Annotated in this window: 16 protein-coding genes and 1 tRNA gene; 11 read left to right on the top strand and 6 right to left on the bottom strand. The window is 62.2% G+C overall.

The window, feature by feature from the left end; translation table 11 throughout:
• The first annotated feature begins 108 nt into the window (after positions 1-108).
• From SB765_RS11285 to SB765_RS11270, 4 genes are read left to right on the top strand one after another with little or no spacing between them, the layout of a single operon-like run.
• Entirely contained in the window at positions 109-1,272 is a 1,164-nt protein-coding gene (locus SB765_RS11285) for an isovaleryl-CoA dehydrogenase (RefSeq protein WP_341796277.1), read from the top strand.
• A 19-nt stretch (positions 1,273-1,291) separates the two neighbouring features.
• Positions 1,292-2,899, top strand: a complete 1,608-nt coding sequence (locus tag SB765_RS11280) for a carboxyl transferase domain-containing protein (protein WP_016498805.1) — start codon at positions 1,292-1,294, stop codon at positions 2,897-2,899.
• Positions 2,900-2,902: 3 nt separating this feature from the next.
• Positions 2,903-3,718 carry a gamma-carboxygeranoyl-CoA hydratase gene (locus tag SB765_RS11275; RefSeq protein WP_410931330.1) on the top strand — a complete coding sequence of 272 codons (816 nt, stop codon included), beginning with the start codon at positions 2,903-2,905 and terminating at the stop codon, positions 3,716-3,718.
• Complete coding sequence (locus SB765_RS11270) at positions 3,715-5,667, top strand: acetyl/propionyl/methylcrotonyl-CoA carboxylase subunit alpha (protein WP_410931329.1); 1,953 nt, start codon at positions 3,715-3,717, stop codon at positions 5,665-5,667. The genes SB765_RS11275 and SB765_RS11270 overlap by 4 nt, the downstream gene beginning before the upstream one ends.
• Before the next feature lie 322 nt (positions 5,668-5,989).
• Here SB765_RS11270 and SB765_RS11265 read toward each other — a convergent pair whose 3' ends face one another.
• Complete coding sequence (locus SB765_RS11265) at positions 5,990-6,643, bottom strand: LexA family protein (RefSeq protein ID WP_049276622.1); 654 nt, start codon at positions 6,641-6,643, stop codon at positions 5,990-5,992.
• Between the two features lie 130 nt (positions 6,644-6,773).
• Here SB765_RS11265 and SB765_RS11260 point away from each other — a divergent pair, with 130 nt between their 5' ends.
• On the top strand, positions 6,774-7,085 hold the full coding sequence (locus tag SB765_RS11260; RefSeq protein WP_341796281.1) for a DUF6124 family protein: 312 nt from the start codon (positions 6,774-6,776) through the stop codon (positions 7,083-7,085).
• A gap of 432 nt (positions 7,086-7,517) precedes the next feature.
• Entirely contained in the window at positions 7,518-8,033 is a 516-nt protein-coding gene (locus tag SB765_RS11255) for a DUF4880 domain-containing protein (protein WP_410931328.1), read from the top strand.
• A gap of 797 nt (positions 8,034-8,830) precedes the next feature.
• On the opposite strand, the gene SB765_RS11250 is transcribed toward SB765_RS11255, so the two are convergent.
• Positions 8,831-9,037, bottom strand: coding sequence for a hypothetical protein (locus SB765_RS11250; RefSeq protein WP_241799429.1), 207 nt, complete (start codon positions 9,035-9,037; stop codon positions 8,831-8,833).
• Positions 9,038-9,403: 366 nt separating this feature from the next.
• Positions 9,404-10,381, bottom strand: coding sequence for a LysR family transcriptional regulator (locus tag SB765_RS11245; protein WP_341796283.1), 978 nt, complete (start codon positions 10,379-10,381; stop codon positions 9,404-9,406).
• Positions 10,382-10,536: 155 nt separating this feature from the next.
• On the opposite strand from SB765_RS11245, the gene SB765_RS11240 reads away from it, so the two are divergent.
• The 5 genes from SB765_RS11240 (at position 10,537) to SB765_RS11220 (ending at position 16,119) form a co-directional block, all read left to right on the top strand.
• Entirely contained in the window at positions 10,537-11,847 is a 1,311-nt protein-coding gene (locus SB765_RS11240) for an MFS transporter (RefSeq protein WP_341796284.1), read from the top strand.
• Entirely contained in the window at positions 11,847-12,602 is a 756-nt protein-coding gene (locus SB765_RS11235) for a class II aldolase/adducin family protein (RefSeq protein ID WP_410931327.1), read from the top strand. Before SB765_RS11240 ends, SB765_RS11235 begins: the two co-directional genes overlap by 1 nt.
• Position 12,603: 1 nt before the next feature.
• Positions 12,604-13,536, top strand: a complete 933-nt coding sequence (locus SB765_RS11230; RefSeq protein WP_410931326.1) for a 2-hydroxyacid dehydrogenase — start codon at positions 12,604-12,606, stop codon at positions 13,534-13,536.
• A gap of 26 nt (positions 13,537-13,562) precedes the next feature.
• Complete coding sequence (locus tag SB765_RS11225) at positions 13,563-14,579, top strand: histone deacetylase family protein (RefSeq protein ID WP_410931325.1); 1,017 nt, start codon at positions 13,563-13,565, stop codon at positions 14,577-14,579.
• 193 nt (positions 14,580-14,772) lie between these two features.
• Positions 14,773-16,119, top strand: coding sequence for an OprD family porin (locus tag SB765_RS11220; protein WP_410931324.1), 1,347 nt, complete (start codon positions 14,773-14,775; stop codon positions 16,117-16,119).
• Between the two features lie 271 nt (positions 16,120-16,390).
• Here SB765_RS11220 and SB765_RS11215 read toward each other — a convergent pair.
• The 3 genes from SB765_RS11215 to uvrC form a co-directional block, all read right to left on the bottom strand.
• Positions 16,391-16,466 (bottom strand) — tRNA-Gly (locus SB765_RS11215).
• Positions 16,467-16,529: 63 nt separating this feature from the next.
• Positions 16,530-17,090 (bottom strand): CDP-diacylglycerol--glycerol-3-phosphate 3-phosphatidyltransferase, encoded by a 561-nt coding sequence (gene pgsA / locus SB765_RS11210; protein WP_016498771.1) that lies wholly within the window; start codon positions 17,088-17,090, stop codon positions 16,530-16,532.
• A 33-nt stretch (positions 17,091-17,123) separates the two neighbouring features.
• Positions 17,124-18,947, bottom strand: coding sequence for an excinuclease ABC subunit UvrC (gene uvrC / locus SB765_RS11205; RefSeq protein WP_410931323.1), 1,824 nt, complete (start codon positions 18,945-18,947; stop codon positions 17,124-17,126).
• Positions 18,948-18,951 lie beyond the last annotated feature (4 nt).

Here is an 18,951-nt window from a genome sequence, read left to right as displayed (position 1 = left end):
AGGTGATGAACGACATCCACTCGAGGCGCCACGCCGACCCCTGTGGGAGCGGGGTGGATCCCCAAGCTGCGATGTAACCCAATTTCAAGAACAAGAAGGTGCCCCAGCATGCATTACCCCTCCCTGAACTTCGCCCTGGGCGAAACCATCGACATGCTCCGCGACCAGGTGCGCACCTTCGTTGCCGCCGAACTGGCCCCGCGGGCCGCGCAGATCGACCACGACAACCTGTTCCCCGCCGACATGTGGCGCAAGTTCGGCGACATGGGCCTGCTGGGCATCACGGTGTCGGAAGAGTATGGCGGCGCCGGCCTTGGCTACCTGGCCCACGTGGTGTCGATGGAAGAAATCAGCCGCGCCTCGGCCTCGGTGGCACTGTCCTACGGCGCCCATTCCAACCTGTGCGTTAACCAGATCAACCGCAACGGCACCCATGAACAGAAGCTCAAGTACCTGCCCAAGCTGATCAGCGGCGAGCACATCGGTGCGCTGGCCATGAGCGAGCCCAACGCCGGCTCCGACGTGGTATCGATGAAACTGCGCGCCGAAAAGCGCGGCGATTACTACGTGCTCAACGGCAGCAAGACCTGGATCACCAACGGCCCCGACGCCAACACCTACGTGATCTACGCCAAGACCGACCTGGACAAGGGCGCGCACGGCATTACCGCGTTCATCGTCGAGCGTGACTGGAAAGGTTTCAGCCGCAGCAACAAGTTCGACAAGCTGGGCATGCGCGGGTCCAACACCTGCGAGCTGTTCTTCGATGACGTGGAAGTGCCGGCAGAAAACATACTCGGCCAGCTCAACGGCGGCGTACGCGTGCTGATGAGCGGCCTGGATTACGAGCGTGTGGTGTTGTCCGGTGGCCCAACCGGCATCATGCAAAGCTGCATGGACCTGGTGGTGCCCTACATACACGACCGCAAGCAGTTCGGCCAAAGCATCGGCGAGTTCCAGCTGATCCAGGGCAAGATTGCCGACATGTACACCCAACTGAACGCCAGCCGCGCCTACCTGTACGCCGTGGCCCAAGCCTGCGACCGTGGCGAGACCACCCGCAAGGACGCTGCCGGGGTAATCCTCTACACCGCCGAACGCGCCACGCAAATGGCCCTGGAGGCGATCCAGATTCTCGGTGGCAACGGCTACATCAACGAATTCCCGGCGGGCCGCCTACTGCGCGATGCCAAGCTGTACGAAATCGGTGCCGGCACCAGCGAAATCCGCCGGATGCTGATTGGCCGCGAACTGTTCAACGAAACCCGCTGAACATAAAGGACGGGCGCACATGGCTACCTTGCACACCCAGATCAACCCGCGTTCGGCGGAGTTCGCCGGCAACAGCGCGGCCATGCTCGAACAGGTTCAGGCCCTGCGCGGCCTGCTCGCCCAGGTGGCACAGGGCGGCGGGCCCAAAGCCCAGGAACGGCACACGTCGCGTGGCAAGCTGCTGCCGCGCGAACGCATCGACCGCCTGCTGGACCCGGGCTCGCCATTCCTCGAAATCGGCCAGCTGGCTGCGCATGAGGTATACGGCGAAGACGTGCCCGCCGCTGGCGTGATCGCCGGCATCGGCCGCGTCGAAGGCGTGGAATGCATGATCGTGGCCAACGACGCCACGGTCAAAGGCGGTTCGTACTACCCGCTGACGGTGAAGAAGCACCTGCGTGCGCAAACCATCGCCCAGCAGAACCGCCTGCCGTGCATCTACCTGGTGGATTCGGGCGGCGCCAACCTACCGCGCCAGGACGAAGTGTTCCCCGACCGCGAGCATTTCGGGCGGATCTTCTTCAACCAGGCCAACATGAGCGCCCAGGGCATCCCCCAGATCGCCGTGGTGATGGGCTCGTGCACAGCTGGCGGCGCCTACGTACCGGCCATGGCCGACGAAGCGATCATGGTGCGCCAGCAGGCGACCATCTTCCTCGCCGGGCCGCCGCTGGTAAAGGCCGCTACAGGTGAAGTGGTGAGCGCCGAAGACCTGGGTGGCGCCGATGTGCATTGCCGCACCAGCGGCGTGGCCGACCACTACGCGGATAACGACGAGCACGCCTTGGCCATCGCCCGGCGCAGCGTGGCCAACCTCAACTGGCACAAGCTGGGCAAGCTGCAGCGCCTGGCCCCGGTGGCGCCGCTGTATGCCGCCGACGAGCTGTATGGCGTGGTGCCAGCCGATGCCAAGCAACCGTTCGACGTGCGTGAAGTGATCGCGCGGCTGGTCGATGGCTCGGTGTTCGATGAGTTCAAAGCCCTGTTCGGCACCACCCTGGTGTGCGGCTTCGCCCACCTGCATGGCTACCCGGTGGCGATCCTGGCCAACAACGGCATCCTGTTCGCCGAAGCCGCGCAAAAAGGCGCGCACTTCATCGAGCTGGCCTGCCAGCGTGGCATCCCGCTGCTGTTCCTGCAAAACATCACCGGCTTCATGGTGGGCAAGAAGTACGAAGAAGGCGGCATCGCCAAGCACGGCGCCAAGCTGGTCACCGCCGTGGCCTGTGCCCAGGTGCCGAAGTTCACGGTGATCATTGGCGGCAGCTTTGGCGCCGGCAACTACGGCATGTGCGGCCGCGCCTACGACCCACGCTTCCTGTGGATGTGGCCCAACGCGCGCATTGGCGTGATGGGTGCCGAACAGGCCGCTGGCGTGCTGGCGCAGGTCAAGCGCGAGCAAAGCGAGCGCAGCGGCCAGCCCTTCAGTGCCGAGGACGAGGCCAGGCTCAAGCAACCGATCCTCGACCAGTACGAGCACCAGGGCCACCCCTACTATTCCAGCGCCCGCCTGTGGGACGACGGTGTCATCGACCCGGCACAAACCCGCGATGTACTTGGCCTGGCGTTGTCTGCCGCGCTGAACGCACCGATCGAACAGAGCCGCTTCGGCATTTTCCGGATGTGACCCATGAGCGATTTCAGCACCCTTGAAGTGATCCGTGACCCACGCGGCTTCGCCACCCTGTGGCTGAGCCGCGAGGACAAGAACAACGCCTTCAACGCACAGATGATCCGCGAGCTGATCGTGGCCATCGACCGCCTGGCCGAAGACGCCGGCCTGCGCTTTGTGCTGCTGCGCGGCCGTGGCCGGCACTTCAGCGCCGGCGCCGACCTGGCCTGGATGCAGCAGTCGGCGCAGCTGGACTTCAACACCAACCTGGATGATGCCCACGAACTGGGCGAGCTGATGTACGCCCTGCACCGCCTCAAGGCGCCTACCCTGGCCGTGGTCCAAGGTGCAGCCTTTGGCGGCGCGCTGGGCCTGATCAGCTGCTGTGACATGGCCATCGGCGCCGAAGACGCCCAGTTGTGCCTGTCGGAAGTCCGCATTGGCTTGGCGCCCGCAGTCATCAGCCCGTTCGTGGTCAAGGCGATTGGTGAACGCGCCGCGCGCCGCTATGCCCTCACTGCCGAGCGTTTCAGCGGCATACGGGCCCGCGAGCTGGGCCTGCTGGCCGAGGTGTACCCGGCCAGTGAGCTGGACGCCCAGGTCGAAGCGTGGGTGAACAACCTGCTGCAGAACAGCCCGCAAGCGTTGCGCGCCACCAAGGACTTGCTGCGCGAAGTGGACGACGGCGAACTCAGCCCGGCCCTGCGCCGCTACTGCGAGAACACCATCGCCCGCATCCGCGTCAGCGCCGAAGGCCAGGAGGGCCTGCGCGCTTTCCTGGAAAAACGCCGCCCCGCCTGGCAAACCGATGACAAGAAGGAACCGCGCCCATGAGCCGCCCCGCTTTGACCACCCTGCTGGTCGCCAACCGTGGCGAAATCGCCTGCCGGATAATGCGCACCGCCAAGGCCATGGGCCTGACCACTGTTGCCGTGCACAGCGCCACCGACCGTGACGCCCGGCACAGCCGCGAAGCGGATATCCGCGTCGACCTGGGCGGCACCAAGGCCGCCGAAAGCTACCTGCTGGTCGACAAGCTGCTGGCCGCTGCCAAGGCCAGCGGTGCCCAGGCGATTCACCCGGGCTATGGTTTTCTGTCGGAGAACGCTGGCTTCGCCCGCGCTATCGAACAGGCCGGGCTGATCTTCCTTGGCCCACCTGCCACCGCCATCGACGCCATGGGCAGCAAGTCGGCGGCCAAGGCGCTGATGGACGCCGCTGGCGTGCCGCTGGTGCCGGGCTATCACGGCGAAGCCCAGGACCTGGACACCTTCCGTGCCGCCGCCGAACGCATCGGCTACCCGGTGCTGCTCAAGGCCAGCGCCGGCGGCGGCGGCAAGGGCATGAAAGTGGTCGAGGAAGAAAGCCAGCTGGCCGACGCCCTGGCCTCGGCCCAGCGTGAGGCGCAGTCGTCGTTCGGCGATGCGCGCATGCTGGTGGAAAAGTATGTGCTCAAGCCGCGTCACGTCGAAATCCAGGTATTTGCCGACCAGCACGGCAACTGCCTGTACCTCAACGAACGCGACTGCTCGATTCAGCGCCGCCACCAGAAAGTGGTCGAAGAAGCCCCTGCCCCCGGCCTGTCGCCCGAACTGCGCCGGGCCATGGGCAAAGCGGCGGTGCGTGCCGCCCAGGCTATCGGCTATGTGGGTGCCGGCACCGTGGAGTTTCTGCTCGATGCCCGTGGCGAGTTCTTCTTCATGGAGATGAACACCCGCCTGCAAGTGGAACATCCGGTCACCGAGGCCATCACCGGCCTGGACCTGGTGGCCTGGCAGATTCGCGTGGCCTGCGGCGAGCAACTACCGATCACCCAGGAACAGGTGCCGCTGATTGGCCATGCCATCGAAGTGCGGCTGTATGCCGAAGACCCGGCCAACGAGTTCCTGCCCGCGACCGGCACGCTTGCGCTGTACCGTGAGTCGGCGCCAGGCGAAGGCCGGCGGGTGGACAGCGGGGTCAGCGAAGGCGACGTGGTGTCGCCCTTCTACGACCCGATGCTCGGCAAGCTGATTGCCTGGGGTGAAAACCGCGAACAAGCGCGCCTGCGCTTGCTGGCCATGCTCGACGAGTTCGCCATTGGCGGGGTAAAGACCAACATTGCTTTCCTGCGCCGCATTCTCGCCCACCCGGCGTTTGCGGCGGCAGAGCTGGACACCGGCTTCATTCCCCGCCACCAGGATGTGTTGCTGCCGGCGCCCCAGGCGCTGCCGGCGGGCTTCTGGGAAGCGGCAGCCGAAGCCTGGCTGCAGGGGCAGCCCGGGCATAAGCGTGATGACGACCGCAGTTCGCCGTGGGGTGCGCACAACGGCCTGCGTTTGGGCCTGCCGGCACGCAGCAGCCTGCATCTGGCAAGCGCCGGGCAGGACCAGGCGGTTGCCCTGGAGCGCAGCGCTGCGTCCACCTGGCAGCTAGCGGGTGAGCAACTGGTGCACGATCAGGCAGGTGTGCGCCGCCAGCATTTGGCGATCCGCCGCGGTGGCACCCTGTACCTGCACTGGGATGGCGAGATGCACGCCATTCAGGCCTTCGACCCGATTGCCGAAGCCGAGGCCAGCCATGGTCATCAAGGCGGCCTGGGTGCGCCCATGAACGGTAGCATCGTGCGGGTTCTGGTCGAGCCGGGGCAGGTGGTTGAAGCCGGTACAGCGCTGGTAGTGCTGGAGGCCATGAAGATGGAACACAGCATTCGTGCGCCGCATGGAGGGACGGTGAAGGCGTTGTTCTGCCAGGAAGGGGATATGGTCAGCGAAGGGACGGTGCTGGTCGAACTGGCTGAGTGAGGTCGGGGCGGTTGGCTTGAGTTTGGCGGTGCCCCGGAGATCGAGCGCCGCCCGCGCGGCGCATCGCGAGCTGCGCTCGCTCCTACGTTTGTTTCGGGCCAATTAATCCTGCGAGATTTGCGCGCGTACGCTTTGGCGCATGGCTCGATATCGCGTCGTACAAACAAGGCGTTCGCGCGCGTTCCTCACAGCCGTTACTGGCCAGAAACAAACGTAGGAGCGAGCGCAGCTCGCGATGCGCCGCGCGGGCGGCGCTCGATCTTGAGGACGACACAACAACCAAGACGTGCCCATTCAAACAACATCAATGACTCAAACCCATTCAAAAGGCCCCATGCACCCGCACGACCACCCCCAGGAACTCGCAGCCCTCTTCACACAGGATTGTCGGATAGCGCGTATTCAGCGGCTTGAGCATCTTGTCTCCACCTTCCTCGACCAACTGCCGCAACACTGCAGGCCGCCCCGGCTGCCGCGCAATCACCAACCTGCCGGGTTCTGCCTGCAGCCCCGTGTCCACCAGCACTCGCATGCCCTCAGGCACGCTCTTGCCACTGGCTGCATTCATCGAGTCGTTTTCCACCACTAGCCAGAACGCATTGCCTGCGGGCATGTAATCCGTCTGTTCGTGGCATTTGCCCGCTTCAGGCAAAGGCCCCTGCAAGTCAGCCCAGGTCAGAACCGGGAAGCGGAAGCTTGCATAAAGCAGCGCTTGGGCTGATACCGGCTGCTCGACCGCATAGCGCCCAGGGGCTTCGCGCAAGATGTCACGCTCTACCACCATGACTTGTGCCTCCAGAAACACCAGGCCAAGTTTCTCGAGCTTTTCGTTGATGGTTTCCAGCGTCGGCCGCCGCGTGCCACGTAGCCAATGACCCACGCCACCCTGAGTCATGCCCAGCCGTTCGGCCAGCTTCAGCTGGCTGAGGTTGTGTTCGCGCTTGTAGCGCTTGAGAAATGCGTTCCAGTTTTCCATGAGCGGAAACAATACGGACTGTATTATCCGCAGCAATACACAATCTGAATTATTTATTTGAGCATAGTCAGTACAGATTGACCTATCCTCTGATTCCATTGTGTTTGAAGGGAAATCACAAGGTATCGCGATGAAACCACCGAAAAACGACGAAACAGATCTCGACAGCGAAGCCGCCCGCCGCGCCCTCGACTACTACCTCAACCCCAAGCCGCAGCGCCCGACCCTCGACAACAAGATCTGGGCCCTGCACGAGAGCGTCACCGGCGACCAGGCCCGGGAGCACGCCATCGCCCTGCTGCGCTGCGCAGCCGCTACAGCGCAGGAAACCGCCAGCCACCAGCACGGCAGCCAGCGCGAGCTGACCTACGCGTTGATGCACATGATGGACATGGCCCGCGCCCTGCTGGAGCACAAGCGCGCCGCAGATCCGGATTTCTGAGTAAAAAGGAGGGAGAGAACGTGATGGCCGCGAACGGCAGAGGCCCCGACTGCCGGGACAAGGAAGCGCATCGGTAAAACTTTTTTACCGAATTAGCGAAAATTCATTTGACTGGCAAATGATAACGATTATTATTGCACTCAGCTGATCGCGAGATCTGCTGGATAATCTGGAGCTTAGGTCGCTCTCAGATTATCTCCTCATCAGGCTAATCACGGTTTTTGACCCGGCTTTTTGCCGGGTCTTTTTTTTTGCTCTTCAGGCTAATGAAGATCGTGATGGCGCGCATGATAGCAAAGGTGTTTCAGGGCGTGAACGCTCATTACAAAACTTTGCGGAATCAGCACTTGAGAATCAATCTCGTTTCGCCTACGCTGGTCTCGCATCAAGGAAGATGCCCCCCACCCCTCCCCTTCAAGCAAGGAGCTGTCCATGACCCGTCTGCTACTGCCGCTTGAACACCCAACGCCTGTTGCCGAAGACGATGCTGACCACGCCCTGCTGCATGCCCTGAAGCGGCTGCCCCGCCGCGTGCAGCAAGTATTCCTGCTCAACCGCCTCGACCAGTTGGATTTCGCCACCATCGCCGCCCGCCTCGACCTGCCCCTGGCGAGCATCGAGCGGAACATGGACCAGGCGCTGCAGGCCGGTCGCTCGCGTCGTGATGTGCTGTCGAGCGTTGCAGGGCAATGGTATGTGCGCTTGCAGAGCCCACAGGTGACGGCTTGCGAACGGATAGACTTTCGTCGCTGGCTGGATGCGGATACGGCGAACCTGCAGGCGTTTCACGAAACGGAACTGCGCTGGCGCAGCCTGCTGGCGCCGGCACGGCAACTGGGCCATGACGGCTGGTACCGGCAAGGCCGGGCAGCGCTGTCGCTGGGCGGCTGTTCGGTTGCGGTTGGGCTTGGCGTGGCGGCGTTGGTGCTGCTTGGCTTCTGGGCCTGAGCTACGCACTCCAATTGTGAAGCGAAGCCCGTGCAGGCGATGGCCCGCCGCGCGAGCCCGATCACATCTTTGAACCGAATCCGGCTAAATTCTGCCGAGGATTAGGCAAAACTTTGGGAGGCTTACCGATGAGGCTTTCTCATAGATACACTACTTGGCGCGTCACTCAGTATGATTAAACCCTGCACTGCAGGGCTGGTTGCATATTGGGGTCAAGCCTCTCATTCGAAGTTCTCGAGCATCCAGTCACGCAATCAACAGTAGGCGCTGTCATCTGTCTATTCGTTACCGAACAAAAAATGCGGGCTTTCTGTTTGCTCAAGCTGATTTTCAGCGGGCCTCACCAACAGCCAATGTTGCACCAGAGGATCGATCAGATAGTGCCAAACCAATGCGAGCCTCTAGTGTGCCAACGTCAACGTAATAATTGCATTTTAGCGGTTCACACTTAGGACATTGGCTAAATTACCAATGCGTGCTTTAAGGTTCAACCCACGCACTTCAAAACAGATAACTATTCGACGTGCTCTGCCACCTACGCACGTCCATAAGTGACCTTTTATGCCCTCTAGGATTTGGACTTCCGGGTGCAGTTTCAAGTGCTGCGACGTGCAAATCGGGTATATCATATTGCACACCAGTCTGCGGCTCTGATAACTATCGCGGATCGTCGGAACCTAGCTTAGAAAGATATCCGGGCGACCCCCCGCCAAAAGCCGTGCCCCCCCGAAGCGAGTGAATTTGAACCAATCACTGATGGGCTCGATGTGCTAGACCACCTCTATACTTTGGATCGCTCACGCCCGCAGGCGTTCTACCCCGGCTGAGATCGCCTCAGAATGGATATCAAGAGTCGCTAGCGCAGCCATGACGTTCTCATGTATGTGGACTGAGCCGCGATGGCTCACCCACAGCGAGAGCTCCTCCAGAGCTGCTCTGATGGCGACTTGGTTCAGATGCAACAGCTCAAGGGTGTCGGCTGTGGTTGAGGCTTGGTCATCCATGCGCATGCTCCAGATACGAGATTTCTAAGGGCAAATTTAGGGAAGTCCTAGCGTGTAAAGAATATACAGGACATCCGCTAGGGCGAGAATACCCGTTTCTGCTGGCCTCGGGAGGTCTATTGAGATCGTCGGCGGGTTCAAATTCCTATCCCTAGTTGTGGCAGGATCAGTGATCCAGCTAGCGACCCCTGATCATCCTAGGTAGCGAAGTGGATGTTTCATATTAGTGCTGCATCTCGTAATCATGGAGGGCAGAGCTTCGATGCTTCCAACAAACTCATCTACTTTGCCATTGAGCTTGCGAACCTTTTCTAGGAGCGGTGTAATCGGGACCATAACGATCTACCGCACGCCTCTGTATGCCAATTAAAACCGCTCGACCGGGTCTGTGGTCATGAGCATCTGCTGGAACCGCTCCAAGAATATCGACTCGGCCTGAGTCAACTTCTGCTCGCGGTTCCAGAGCAGGTACACGTTCACATCGATCACCCCGTCCCATGGCGGCAGACGCCAGAGCTCGTTGGCCAGCACATCCGCCGCAACAATGTGCTCCGGCAGGCAGCCGATGCCATAACCAGCCCCCACCAGCCGAAGAATTTCATCCAGGCTCGGAGACGACGCGACAATGCGCCCGGTAAAGCCCTGCTGATCGCGAAACACCGTAAGCGGCGACAGGTTACCGCCCATCTGGTCACTGGTGAAGCTGACAAAGTTCTCGCCTTGAAGGTCCGCGACGGTCAGGTTCTTGCGACCAAAAAAACGATGGCGCTTGCCACAGAAAAACGCGTAGCGCTGTTCGAGCAGCACCCGTTGCTCCAGCCTTGGCTGGGGTGTGCGACACAGGCTCAAACCGAATGATGCGGTCTTCTGCAACAGGCCACTGACCACATCCGAACTGCGCAGCACATCGATTTCCAGTTCCACCTGCGGGTAGTCACTGTGAAACTGCGCCAGGAAGTCGTCGTAGGCACGGGACTGGATGCGGCTGATGCTCAGCAGGCGGATCTTGCCCGTCACTGTCTCGGCCGGGCTGTCCAGCGCAGGCCCCAGGCGCGAGACCGTGCCGTACAGCTCGGCCGCGATCTGCATCACCTCCTCCCCCGCCTGTGACAGGTTGATGCGTGGCCCACGACGTACCACCAAGGCACTGTCCAGTTGCTCCTCCAGGCGCCTCAGCGCCTGGCTGACGGCCGGCTGGCTTAGGTGCAGGCGTGCCGCAGCCCGGCTGATGCTGCCCTCCTGGCCGATTACCAGAAACGTCCGCAACAGGTTCCAGTCAAGGCGGTCGTTGAGGAAACGCTTGGCTTCCGGGTCTCTTGCCGGGGGCGTCGATGTCGGCGTCATTATTTGTTGGTCTTATACTTGAGTATTTAAATTAGAAGCTTTTCCTAGCATAGGACTTGGCTCAACATCTAGCAACGCACCGCCAGAGTGCCTTTGCCCTGCCCGTGCAGGGCTCTCCTTCTCCTGCCTATAACAATGACGCCCAGGAGCCTCAGATGAAGAGCAATACCCCCACCCCGCGTCGTGCCGCGGCGGCTGCCTTTATTGGCACCACCATCGAATTCTATGATTTCTACATCTACGCCTTCGCCGCAGCCCTGGTGCTCGGGCAGCTGTTCTTCCCCAGCGAAAACCCGATGCTCAGCACCATGGCCGCGTTTGGCAGCTTTGCCGTGGGCTTTATCGCACGGCCGTTCGCCGGCATGGTGTTCGGCCACCTGGGCGATCGCCTGGGGCGCAAGAAAATGCTGCTGGTCACGATTGTGCTGATGGGCGTGGCCACCACCTGCATCGGCCTGCTGCCGACCTACGCACAGGCCGGTATCTGGGCCCCCATCGGCCTGATATTCCTGCGCCTGCTACAAGGCATCTCGGTCGGTGGCGAATGGGGCGGCGCGGTGCTGATGGCCAGCGAGCATGCGCCCAAGGGCCGCAAGGTGTTCTTCGCCTCGTTTGCCCAGTGGGGTAGCCCGGCGGGCCTGCTGCTGGCGCTGATCGCCTTCCGCTTCATCACTGCAATGGAGACGGAAGACCTGATGAGCTGGGGCTGGCGTATTCCGTTCCTGATGAGCGGGCTGCTGATGATCGTCGGTTTGCTGATCCGCTTCGGCGTGCCGGAGTCACCAGAGTTTGCCGAGGTCAAGGACAGCGACCAGACCAGCGACAACCCAGTGCGCGAAGTGTTGCGCAACCACTGGCGGAACATCGTCTTCGCAGCCCTGGCCGTAACCATCGGCTCCGGCGGGTTCTTCTTCACCAACACCTTCATGATCACCTACGTCACCCAGTATCAGGGCATCGCCAAGACCACCATTCTCGATTGCCTGTTCGTGGTCACCATCCTGCAGTTTCTCTCACAACCCTGTTCGGCCATGCTCGCCGAGCGCCTGGGCGAAGGGCGTTTCCTGACCTGGGTCGCTGCACTGTGCATGGTGGTGCCGTACCCGATGTTCCTGCTGGTGCAAACCGGCAATGTGATCTACATGACGGCCGGCATCGCCCTGGCCGTGGTCATGCTGTCGGCACTGTATGCGGTAATTGCCGGCTACATGGCCGAAGCGTTCCCGGCCCGGGTCCGTTACTCGGGCATTTCCATCGCCTACCAGTTGGGCAGCGGCCTGACCGGTGGCCTCACGCCAATGCTGGGCACGTTCGTTGCCGGCCAGTTCGCCGGGCAATGGGTACCGTTGGCGCTGTTCTTCAGCGTGCTGGCCTTGATGTCGCTGGCCGGCGTGCTGGGGCTCTCGCACCTGCGCAACGCCAGCGCCAGGCCGGTCGCCCTCTCCACTTCGCAAGGAATCGCCTGATGAGCAAGCCTCACAACATGCCAGAGACCGAATGGCAATCGCGCTGCGAGCTGGCTGCGCTGTATCGCCTGATCGCCTACTACCGCATGACCGACCTGATCGACACGCACATCACCCTGCGTGTACCCGGGCCTGACCGGCACTTCCTGATCAACCGCTATGGCGTGGCATTCGAGAAGATGCGCGCCAGCGACCTGGTGCTGATCGACCTGGACGGCAACGTGGTCGACAGCCATTTCAACGGCGGCAAGGTCAATGCGGCCGGCTTTGTCATCCACTCGGCGATCCACGAGGCGCGCCCGGACCTGCACTGCATCATCCACACCCACACGGCAGCGGGCATGGCGGTGGCAGCACATCGTGACGGCCTGCTGCCACTGACCCAGCACGCGCTGAAGTTCTACGGCAACCTGGCGTATCACACCTACGAAGGCATCGCGCTGTCACTGGAAGAACGCGAACGGCTGGTCGCCGACCTTGGCGCGCACAAGGCGATGATCCTGCGCAACCATGGGCTGCTCGCCGCAGGTAGCAACGTGGCGGCAGCGTTCCACGAGATCTATTTCCTGGAGCGCGCTTGCCAGGCTCAAATCCAGGCGATGTCTGCCGGCGTGGCGTTGAACATCCCCAGCGAGGAAGTGTGCCGGCACACCGCCGCACAGTTCGGGCGCGATGGCATCGACGGCATCATCGACATGGCCTGGCAGGCCGCGCTCAGCCTGATCGACGCGCAGCGCAGCGAGTGGTGCAGCTGACATGGCCAGCCTCGTATTGCTTTGCCAGAACCCGGCGCTGACTGACTGGCTGGCCGCGCTGTTCACCGAGCACGCCCCGCAGCTGAACGTGTTGCGCCCGGAAGATGCCGGCGCAAGGCACGCCGAAGTGGCCGTGTGCTGGTTCCCGCCCGAAGGTAGCCTTGGCCGCTTGCCGAACCTGCGCCTGGTGCACTCGATCGGCTCGGGCATCGATCACCTGGCGCAGGACAGCTCACGCGATGCGTCGCTGCCCGTGTGCCGGGTTGTCGACCCTGACCACACCCAGGGCATGAGCGAGTACGTGCATTGGGGCGTGCTGCACTTTCACCGGGGCTTCGACCGGGTGATCGCCGGCAATGCCAGCCAGCACTGGCAGCGCCCGGTACAGCGCAAGGCGGGGGATTTCCGGGTTGGCGTGATGGGCCTGGGCGCGATTGGCGCACCGGTGGCGCAGCGGCTGGCGGCGGCGGGTTATGACGTGTGCGGCTGGGCCCGCACGCCGCGCCAGATCGATGGCGTAACCACCTTCGCAGGCGCGGCTTCGCTGCAAGGCTTCCTCGCCGGGCTGGATGTGCTGGTCAACCTGCTGCCCCTCACCGCCAGCACGCATGGCGTACTGAACCATGCCGTATTCCGGCACATGGCCGAAGGCAGCGCCCTGATCAACTGTGGTCGTGGCCAGCACCTCAACCCGGACGACCTGCGCCAGGCGCTGGCCAGCGGGCAGTTGCGCGGCGCATTGCTCGATGTGTTCGAACAGGAGCCGTTGCCTGCCGATTCGCCGCTGTGGCACACGCCCGGCGTGTGGGTGACACCGCACATGGCGTCGGCCGCGTCCGACCTGTGCATCGCCCGGCAAGTGGCCGACAACGTGTCGCGCCTGAGCGCCGGGCTGGGACTGAACAATCTGGTCGATCCCGAACTGGGTTATTGACCGCACGCGTTACCAAGAGGTGATTCATGAAAACGTTTTTCCATCCTGCTCAACGCCTGCACCACCCCCGCTCCTACCTGTCGCGTGGCCAGATGCGCCAACCGCAGGAAGTGCCGGCCCGCATCGACCCGCTACTGGCAGTAGTCGAAAAGCTCGGCTACCCGCTGCTCGAACCCGCCGACCACGGCCTCGCCCCGCTGGCGGCCGTCCATGGCCAGGCGTACCTGGACTACCTGGGCAGCGCCTACCAGCAGTGGCACGAAGTGCCGGAAGACTGGGGCGATGAGGTGATGTCCAACATCTACATCCGCGAAGGCAACCCCTTGCGCGGCATCCTAGGCAAGACAGCCCGCTACCTGGCCGATGGCAGCTGCCCGATCGGCGAGCACACCTGGCAGGCCGCCTACTGGTCGGCGCAGAGCGCGGTGGCCGCGGCACATGCGGTGATCGAAGGCGACCAGGCCGCTTATGCCCTGTGCCGGCCACCAGGGCACCATGCCCGCGCCGAAGCCGCAGGTGGCTTCTGCTTCCTGAACAACGCCGCAATCGCCGCCCAGGTGCTGCGTGGCAAGTTCGGCAAAGTCGCAGTGCTCGACACCGACATGCACCACGGCCAAGGCATCCAGGAAATCTTCTACGAGCGGGACGATGTGTTGTACGTGTCGATTCATGGCGACCCGACCAACTTCTACCCGGTGGTCGCCGGTTTCGATGATGAGACCGGGGCCGGCGCAGGGGCTGGCTTCAACCTGAACCTGCCCATGGCCCATGGCGCCAGCGAAGCGGATTTCTTTGCCTGCATGGACCAGGCGGCAACGGCGCTGCGCGCCTTCGCCCCGGACGTGCTGGTGCTGTCGCTGGGCTTTGACATCTACGAAAACGACCCGCAGTCCAAGGTACACGTCAGCCATGAAGGGTTCCGCCTGCTTGGGCAGCGGATCAAGGCGCTGGGCCTGCCTTGCGTGGTGGTCCAGGAAGGTGGCTACGACATTGCAACCCTGGACGAAAATGCCTCGCGCTTCTTTGCCGGCATGACTGCCTGAGGCAAAAACCGATGTGCTCCGGGTTGCCTTGAGCAACCCGGCCTACCGAGTAATACAACAATAAAGAGCGCAACTTGCCGCACCCGCAAGTTAGCGATCAGGCCCCCGGCTGCCCGCCGCAGACGCAGACGCAGGGGCAATAACAATAAATCTTCACGCTGCCGTTCTTGAATCTGGCAATAAGGAAGTCTTCATGTCGTTCAAAACTTTCACCTTGGGGATGGCAGGCGCGAGTGCCTGCCTGTTTGGCTCGATTGCCTGCGCGGCAGAATCGGACCATGGTTTTATTGAAGACAGTACCACCACGGTCGGCTTGCGAAACTTCTACTGGAACGCCGACAACCGCAACGGCAGCTACCTCAACCCGGCCGGTGAGCGGCAAAGTTATCGCCAGGAATGGGCGCAAGGTGTGCTGGCCAAGTTCAATTCCGGCTATACCCAAGGGCTGGTAGGGTTCGGCCTAGACTTGCATTACATGGGCGCAATAAAGCTCGACGGTGGCAAAGGCCGGGTTGGCGACGGTGTCGGCAATGGCGGCATCGTCGCGCGCGACAACCAGGGCGACCCCAAGCATGAGTACGCCAAGGCCGGTGGCGCGGTAAAGATGCGCGTTGGCAGCACTGAACTGGCCTATGGCGACCACTTCCCTGATTCACCCGTACTCAAATACGGTGATATCCGCCTGCTGCCGCAAACGCTGCGAGGCTGGAACGTCACCGATCATACCTTCGCAGGGCTGGCCCTCAATGCAGGGCGCTTCACCTCCAGCAGCGACCGGGCAGCCACCAATCACGGCGGCAAGCTGGGTACCGCGTACGGTGGCCGCCAGGCCGACAGTGACTTTGTCAGTTATTACGGCGGTATCTACACCGGCCTCGACAACGTGAAGGTCAAGCTGTTCGGGTCCGAACTGGACAATATCTGGAACCAGCAATTTGCATCTATCGAATACCGGGTGCCGTTGAAAGTGGGTGGCGTGTTCAATACCGGCGCCAATTACTACCGCACCCGCGACACCGGCACCTCGCTGCTTGGCGACATACGCAACGATGCCTGGAGTGCCCGGGTGGGCTACGCAATGGGTGGTCACAAGTTCGAAGTTGCCTATACCCGCATCGATGGCGACCAGCCTTTCGACTATGTATGGAACAGTTTCGACATCGAACTGGATGCGGCCTCACAAGGCAGCGACTTCAACAGCCCCAACGAAAGGGCCTGGAGCGCACGTTACGACCTGGACGCTGCCGTCTTTGGCGTCCCTGGGCTGAGCTTCACAGCGCGCTACATACGCGGTACCGATATCGATGGCCGCGATGCCGGGGGTGCCTATACACGGTTCGAGGCGGTGCGCGACGGGTCGCAATGGGAACGGGACCTGTGGGTGAAATACGTGGTGCAGTCAGGGCCTGCGAAAAACCTTTCCGTGCGGCTGCTGCATGCGTCGATGCGCACGGGCGGCGACTACGGCGCAATCGCCAATGACCTGGACCAGACCCGAATCATTCTGGACTACCCACTGGACCTGAACTTTCTGAAATAGCCCGGCAACCCTGCGCGGGGCTATCGGAGCAACGGTCTTGCACCATCACTCAGGCTAACGCATCAACCTGTAGGAACAGCCTTGTGCTGCGAAGAGGCCGGTAAGGCTGAAGATTATCTTCGGCTGCAATGACCTCTTCGCAGCACAAGGCTGCTGCTACAGGGCTTGTGTTTGCCTTGAGAAAGGAGAACATCAATAAAATGCAGGCATAAAAAAAGAGGCCCTATGGCCTCTTCTTTCTTGATCCCAGCGACGCACTGAGGATCGAATTTGGAGCGGGAAACGAGACTCGAACTCGCGACCCCGACCTTGGCAAGGTCGTGCTCTACCAACTGAGCTATTCCCGCGTCGTGATGGGTGCCATTCTAGCGATTTCTAAAACAGCGTCAACCCCTTGATTCAAAAAAAGTTTATTTCTGCTCGGAGCCTTCGCGCAGGTGCGGCCAGGCGGCCAGCAGGTAGTGCACCATCGACCACAGCGTCAGCCCCGCCGCCACCAGCAGCAGCCCGTAGCCCAGAATGACCCAGAACGTTACCGCTGGCGGGTTGGCCAGCAGGATCACCAGCGCCAGCATCTGCGCCGCGGTCTTCCACTTGCCAAGGTTGGACACCGCCACGTGCGCCCGCGCGCCCAGCTCGGCCATCCACTCGCGCAGGGCCGACACCACGATTTCGCGGCCGATGATGACCGCCGCCGGCAGGGTCAGCCAGAAGTTGGCGTGGGTCTGCACCAGCAGCACCAAAGCCACCGCCACCATCAGCTTGTCGGCCACCGGGTCGAGGAAGGCACCGAACGGCGTGCTTTGCTGCAGGCGACGCGCCAGGTAGCCGTCCAGCCAGTCGGTGGCGGCGGCAACGGCAAACACGCTGCTGGCTGCCATGTAGCTCCAGTGATAGGGCATGTAGAACAGCAGAATGAAGCACGGAATGAGCAGGACGCGTAGAACGGTGAGCAGGTTTGGAATATTCATCGGTACGACTGGCTGCAAGTTGAGCCCGGCATTCTACTCGCTATGCAGGCTGGCATAAATCGACTCGGCAAGCTTTTTACTGATGCCGGGGGCTTTGGCGATTTCATCGACACTGGCGCGGTTGAGCTCCTGCAGGCCGCCGAAATGTTTCAGCAGGTCGCGCCGGCGCTTGGGCCCTACCCCGGCTACATCCTCCAGGCTGGACACCCGGCGGGCCTTGCCGCGGCGAGCGCGGTGGCCGGTAATGGCGAAACGGTGGGCTTCGTCGCGGATCTGCTGGATCAGGTGCAGGGCCGGTGAATCACCTTTCAGCGTGAACTCGTGGTGCACGTCGTTCAGGTACAGGGTTTCAAAACCGGCCTTGCGGGTTACGCCCTTGGCTACACCGAGCAAGGTCAGGTCGGTGAAGCCCAATTCCTGCATCACATCGCGGGCCATGTTCAGCTGCCCCTTGCCGCCGTCCACCAGCAACACGTCAGGCAGCTTGCCCTCACCGTCCTTGATGCGCCCGTAACGGCGGGTCAGGGCCTGGTGCATGGCGGCGTAGTCATCGCCGGCCGTGACGCCTTCGATGTTGAAGCGGCGATAGTCGGACTTGAGCGCGCCTTCGGGGCCGAATACCACGCAGCTGGCCACGGTGGCTTCGCCACTGGAATGGCTGATGTCGTAGCACTCCAGGCGCTGCGGCACTTCGTCCAGGCCTAGGACTTCGGCCAAGCCCTCAAAGCGTGCAGCCATGTGCTGGCGGTTTGCCAGGCGGGCATTCAGCGCCTGCTCGGCATTGGTCACTGCCAGCTGCTGCCAACGGGCGCGCGTGCCGCGTACCCGGTGGCTGATGGTCAGTTCACGGCCCCGCAGCGTGTGCAGTGCTTCGGTGATGGCGTCGAAGTCTTCGTGAACAACGTTGACGATCAGCTCGCCGGGCAGTTCGCGCTCTGCGTTGCCCAGGTAGTACTGGGAGAGGAATGCGGCCATGACCTCGGCCACCTCCTCCTCGATGCCCACCTGCGGGAAGAAGTTCTTGCTGCCCAGCACCCTGCCGCCGCGGACGCTGATCAGGTGCACGCAGGCACCACCTGGGTTCACGAAAGCGGCGATGACATCGACGTCGCCGCTGCCGCCCTCGATGTACTGCTGGTCCTGCACGCGGCGCAACAGGGCAATCTGGTCGCGCAGCTCGGCGGCTTTTTCGAAATTGAGGGCCATGGCGGCCTTCTCCATCTCGGCATTCAGCTCGTTGCCCAATTGCTGGCTACGGCCTTCAAGGAACATCACCGAATGGCGCACGTCGTCGGCGTATTCCTCGGCGGTGACCAGGTCGGTGCAGGGCCCTTTGCAGCGTTTGATCTGGTACTGCAGGCACGGCCGGGTGCGGTTGGCGTAGTAGCTGTCTTCGCACTGGCGCACCGAAAAGGCCTTTTGCAGCAGGCTGAGGCTTTCGCGGATGGCCCCGGCGCTGGGGTATGGGCCAAAGTAGCGGCCCTTGGCCTTCTTCGCCCCACGGTGAATGCCCAACCGCGGGAACTCGCCGTCTGACAGGAACACGTAGGGGTAGGATTTATCGTCGCGCAGCAGGATGTTGTACGGCGGCCGCCATTCCTTGATCAGGTTCTGCTCCAGCAGCAACGCCTCGGTTTCGTTGGCGGTGATGGTGGTTTCAACCTGGGCGATACGGGCTACCAGCGCGGCGGTTTTGGGCGCCAGGCCGGTTTTGCGAAAATAGCTGGCCAGGCGTTTTTTGAGGTTCTTGGCCTTGCCCACGTAAAGCAGCCGGGCTTCGGCGTCGAACATTCGGTAAACGCCCGGGCGACCACTGCAGGTCGCCAGGAATGCGCTGGCATCAAAAGCTTGGGACATGAGG

The sequence above is a fragment of the Pseudomonas sp. SIMBA_067 genome, assembly GCF_046534675.1.
GTDB classification, from domain to species: Bacteria; Pseudomonadota; Gammaproteobacteria; order Pseudomonadales; family Pseudomonadaceae; genus Aquipseudomonas; species Aquipseudomonas putida.
The sequence above is the reverse complement of the archived record's forward strand: the minus strand, read 5'-3'. Positions and strand labels throughout refer to the sequence as shown.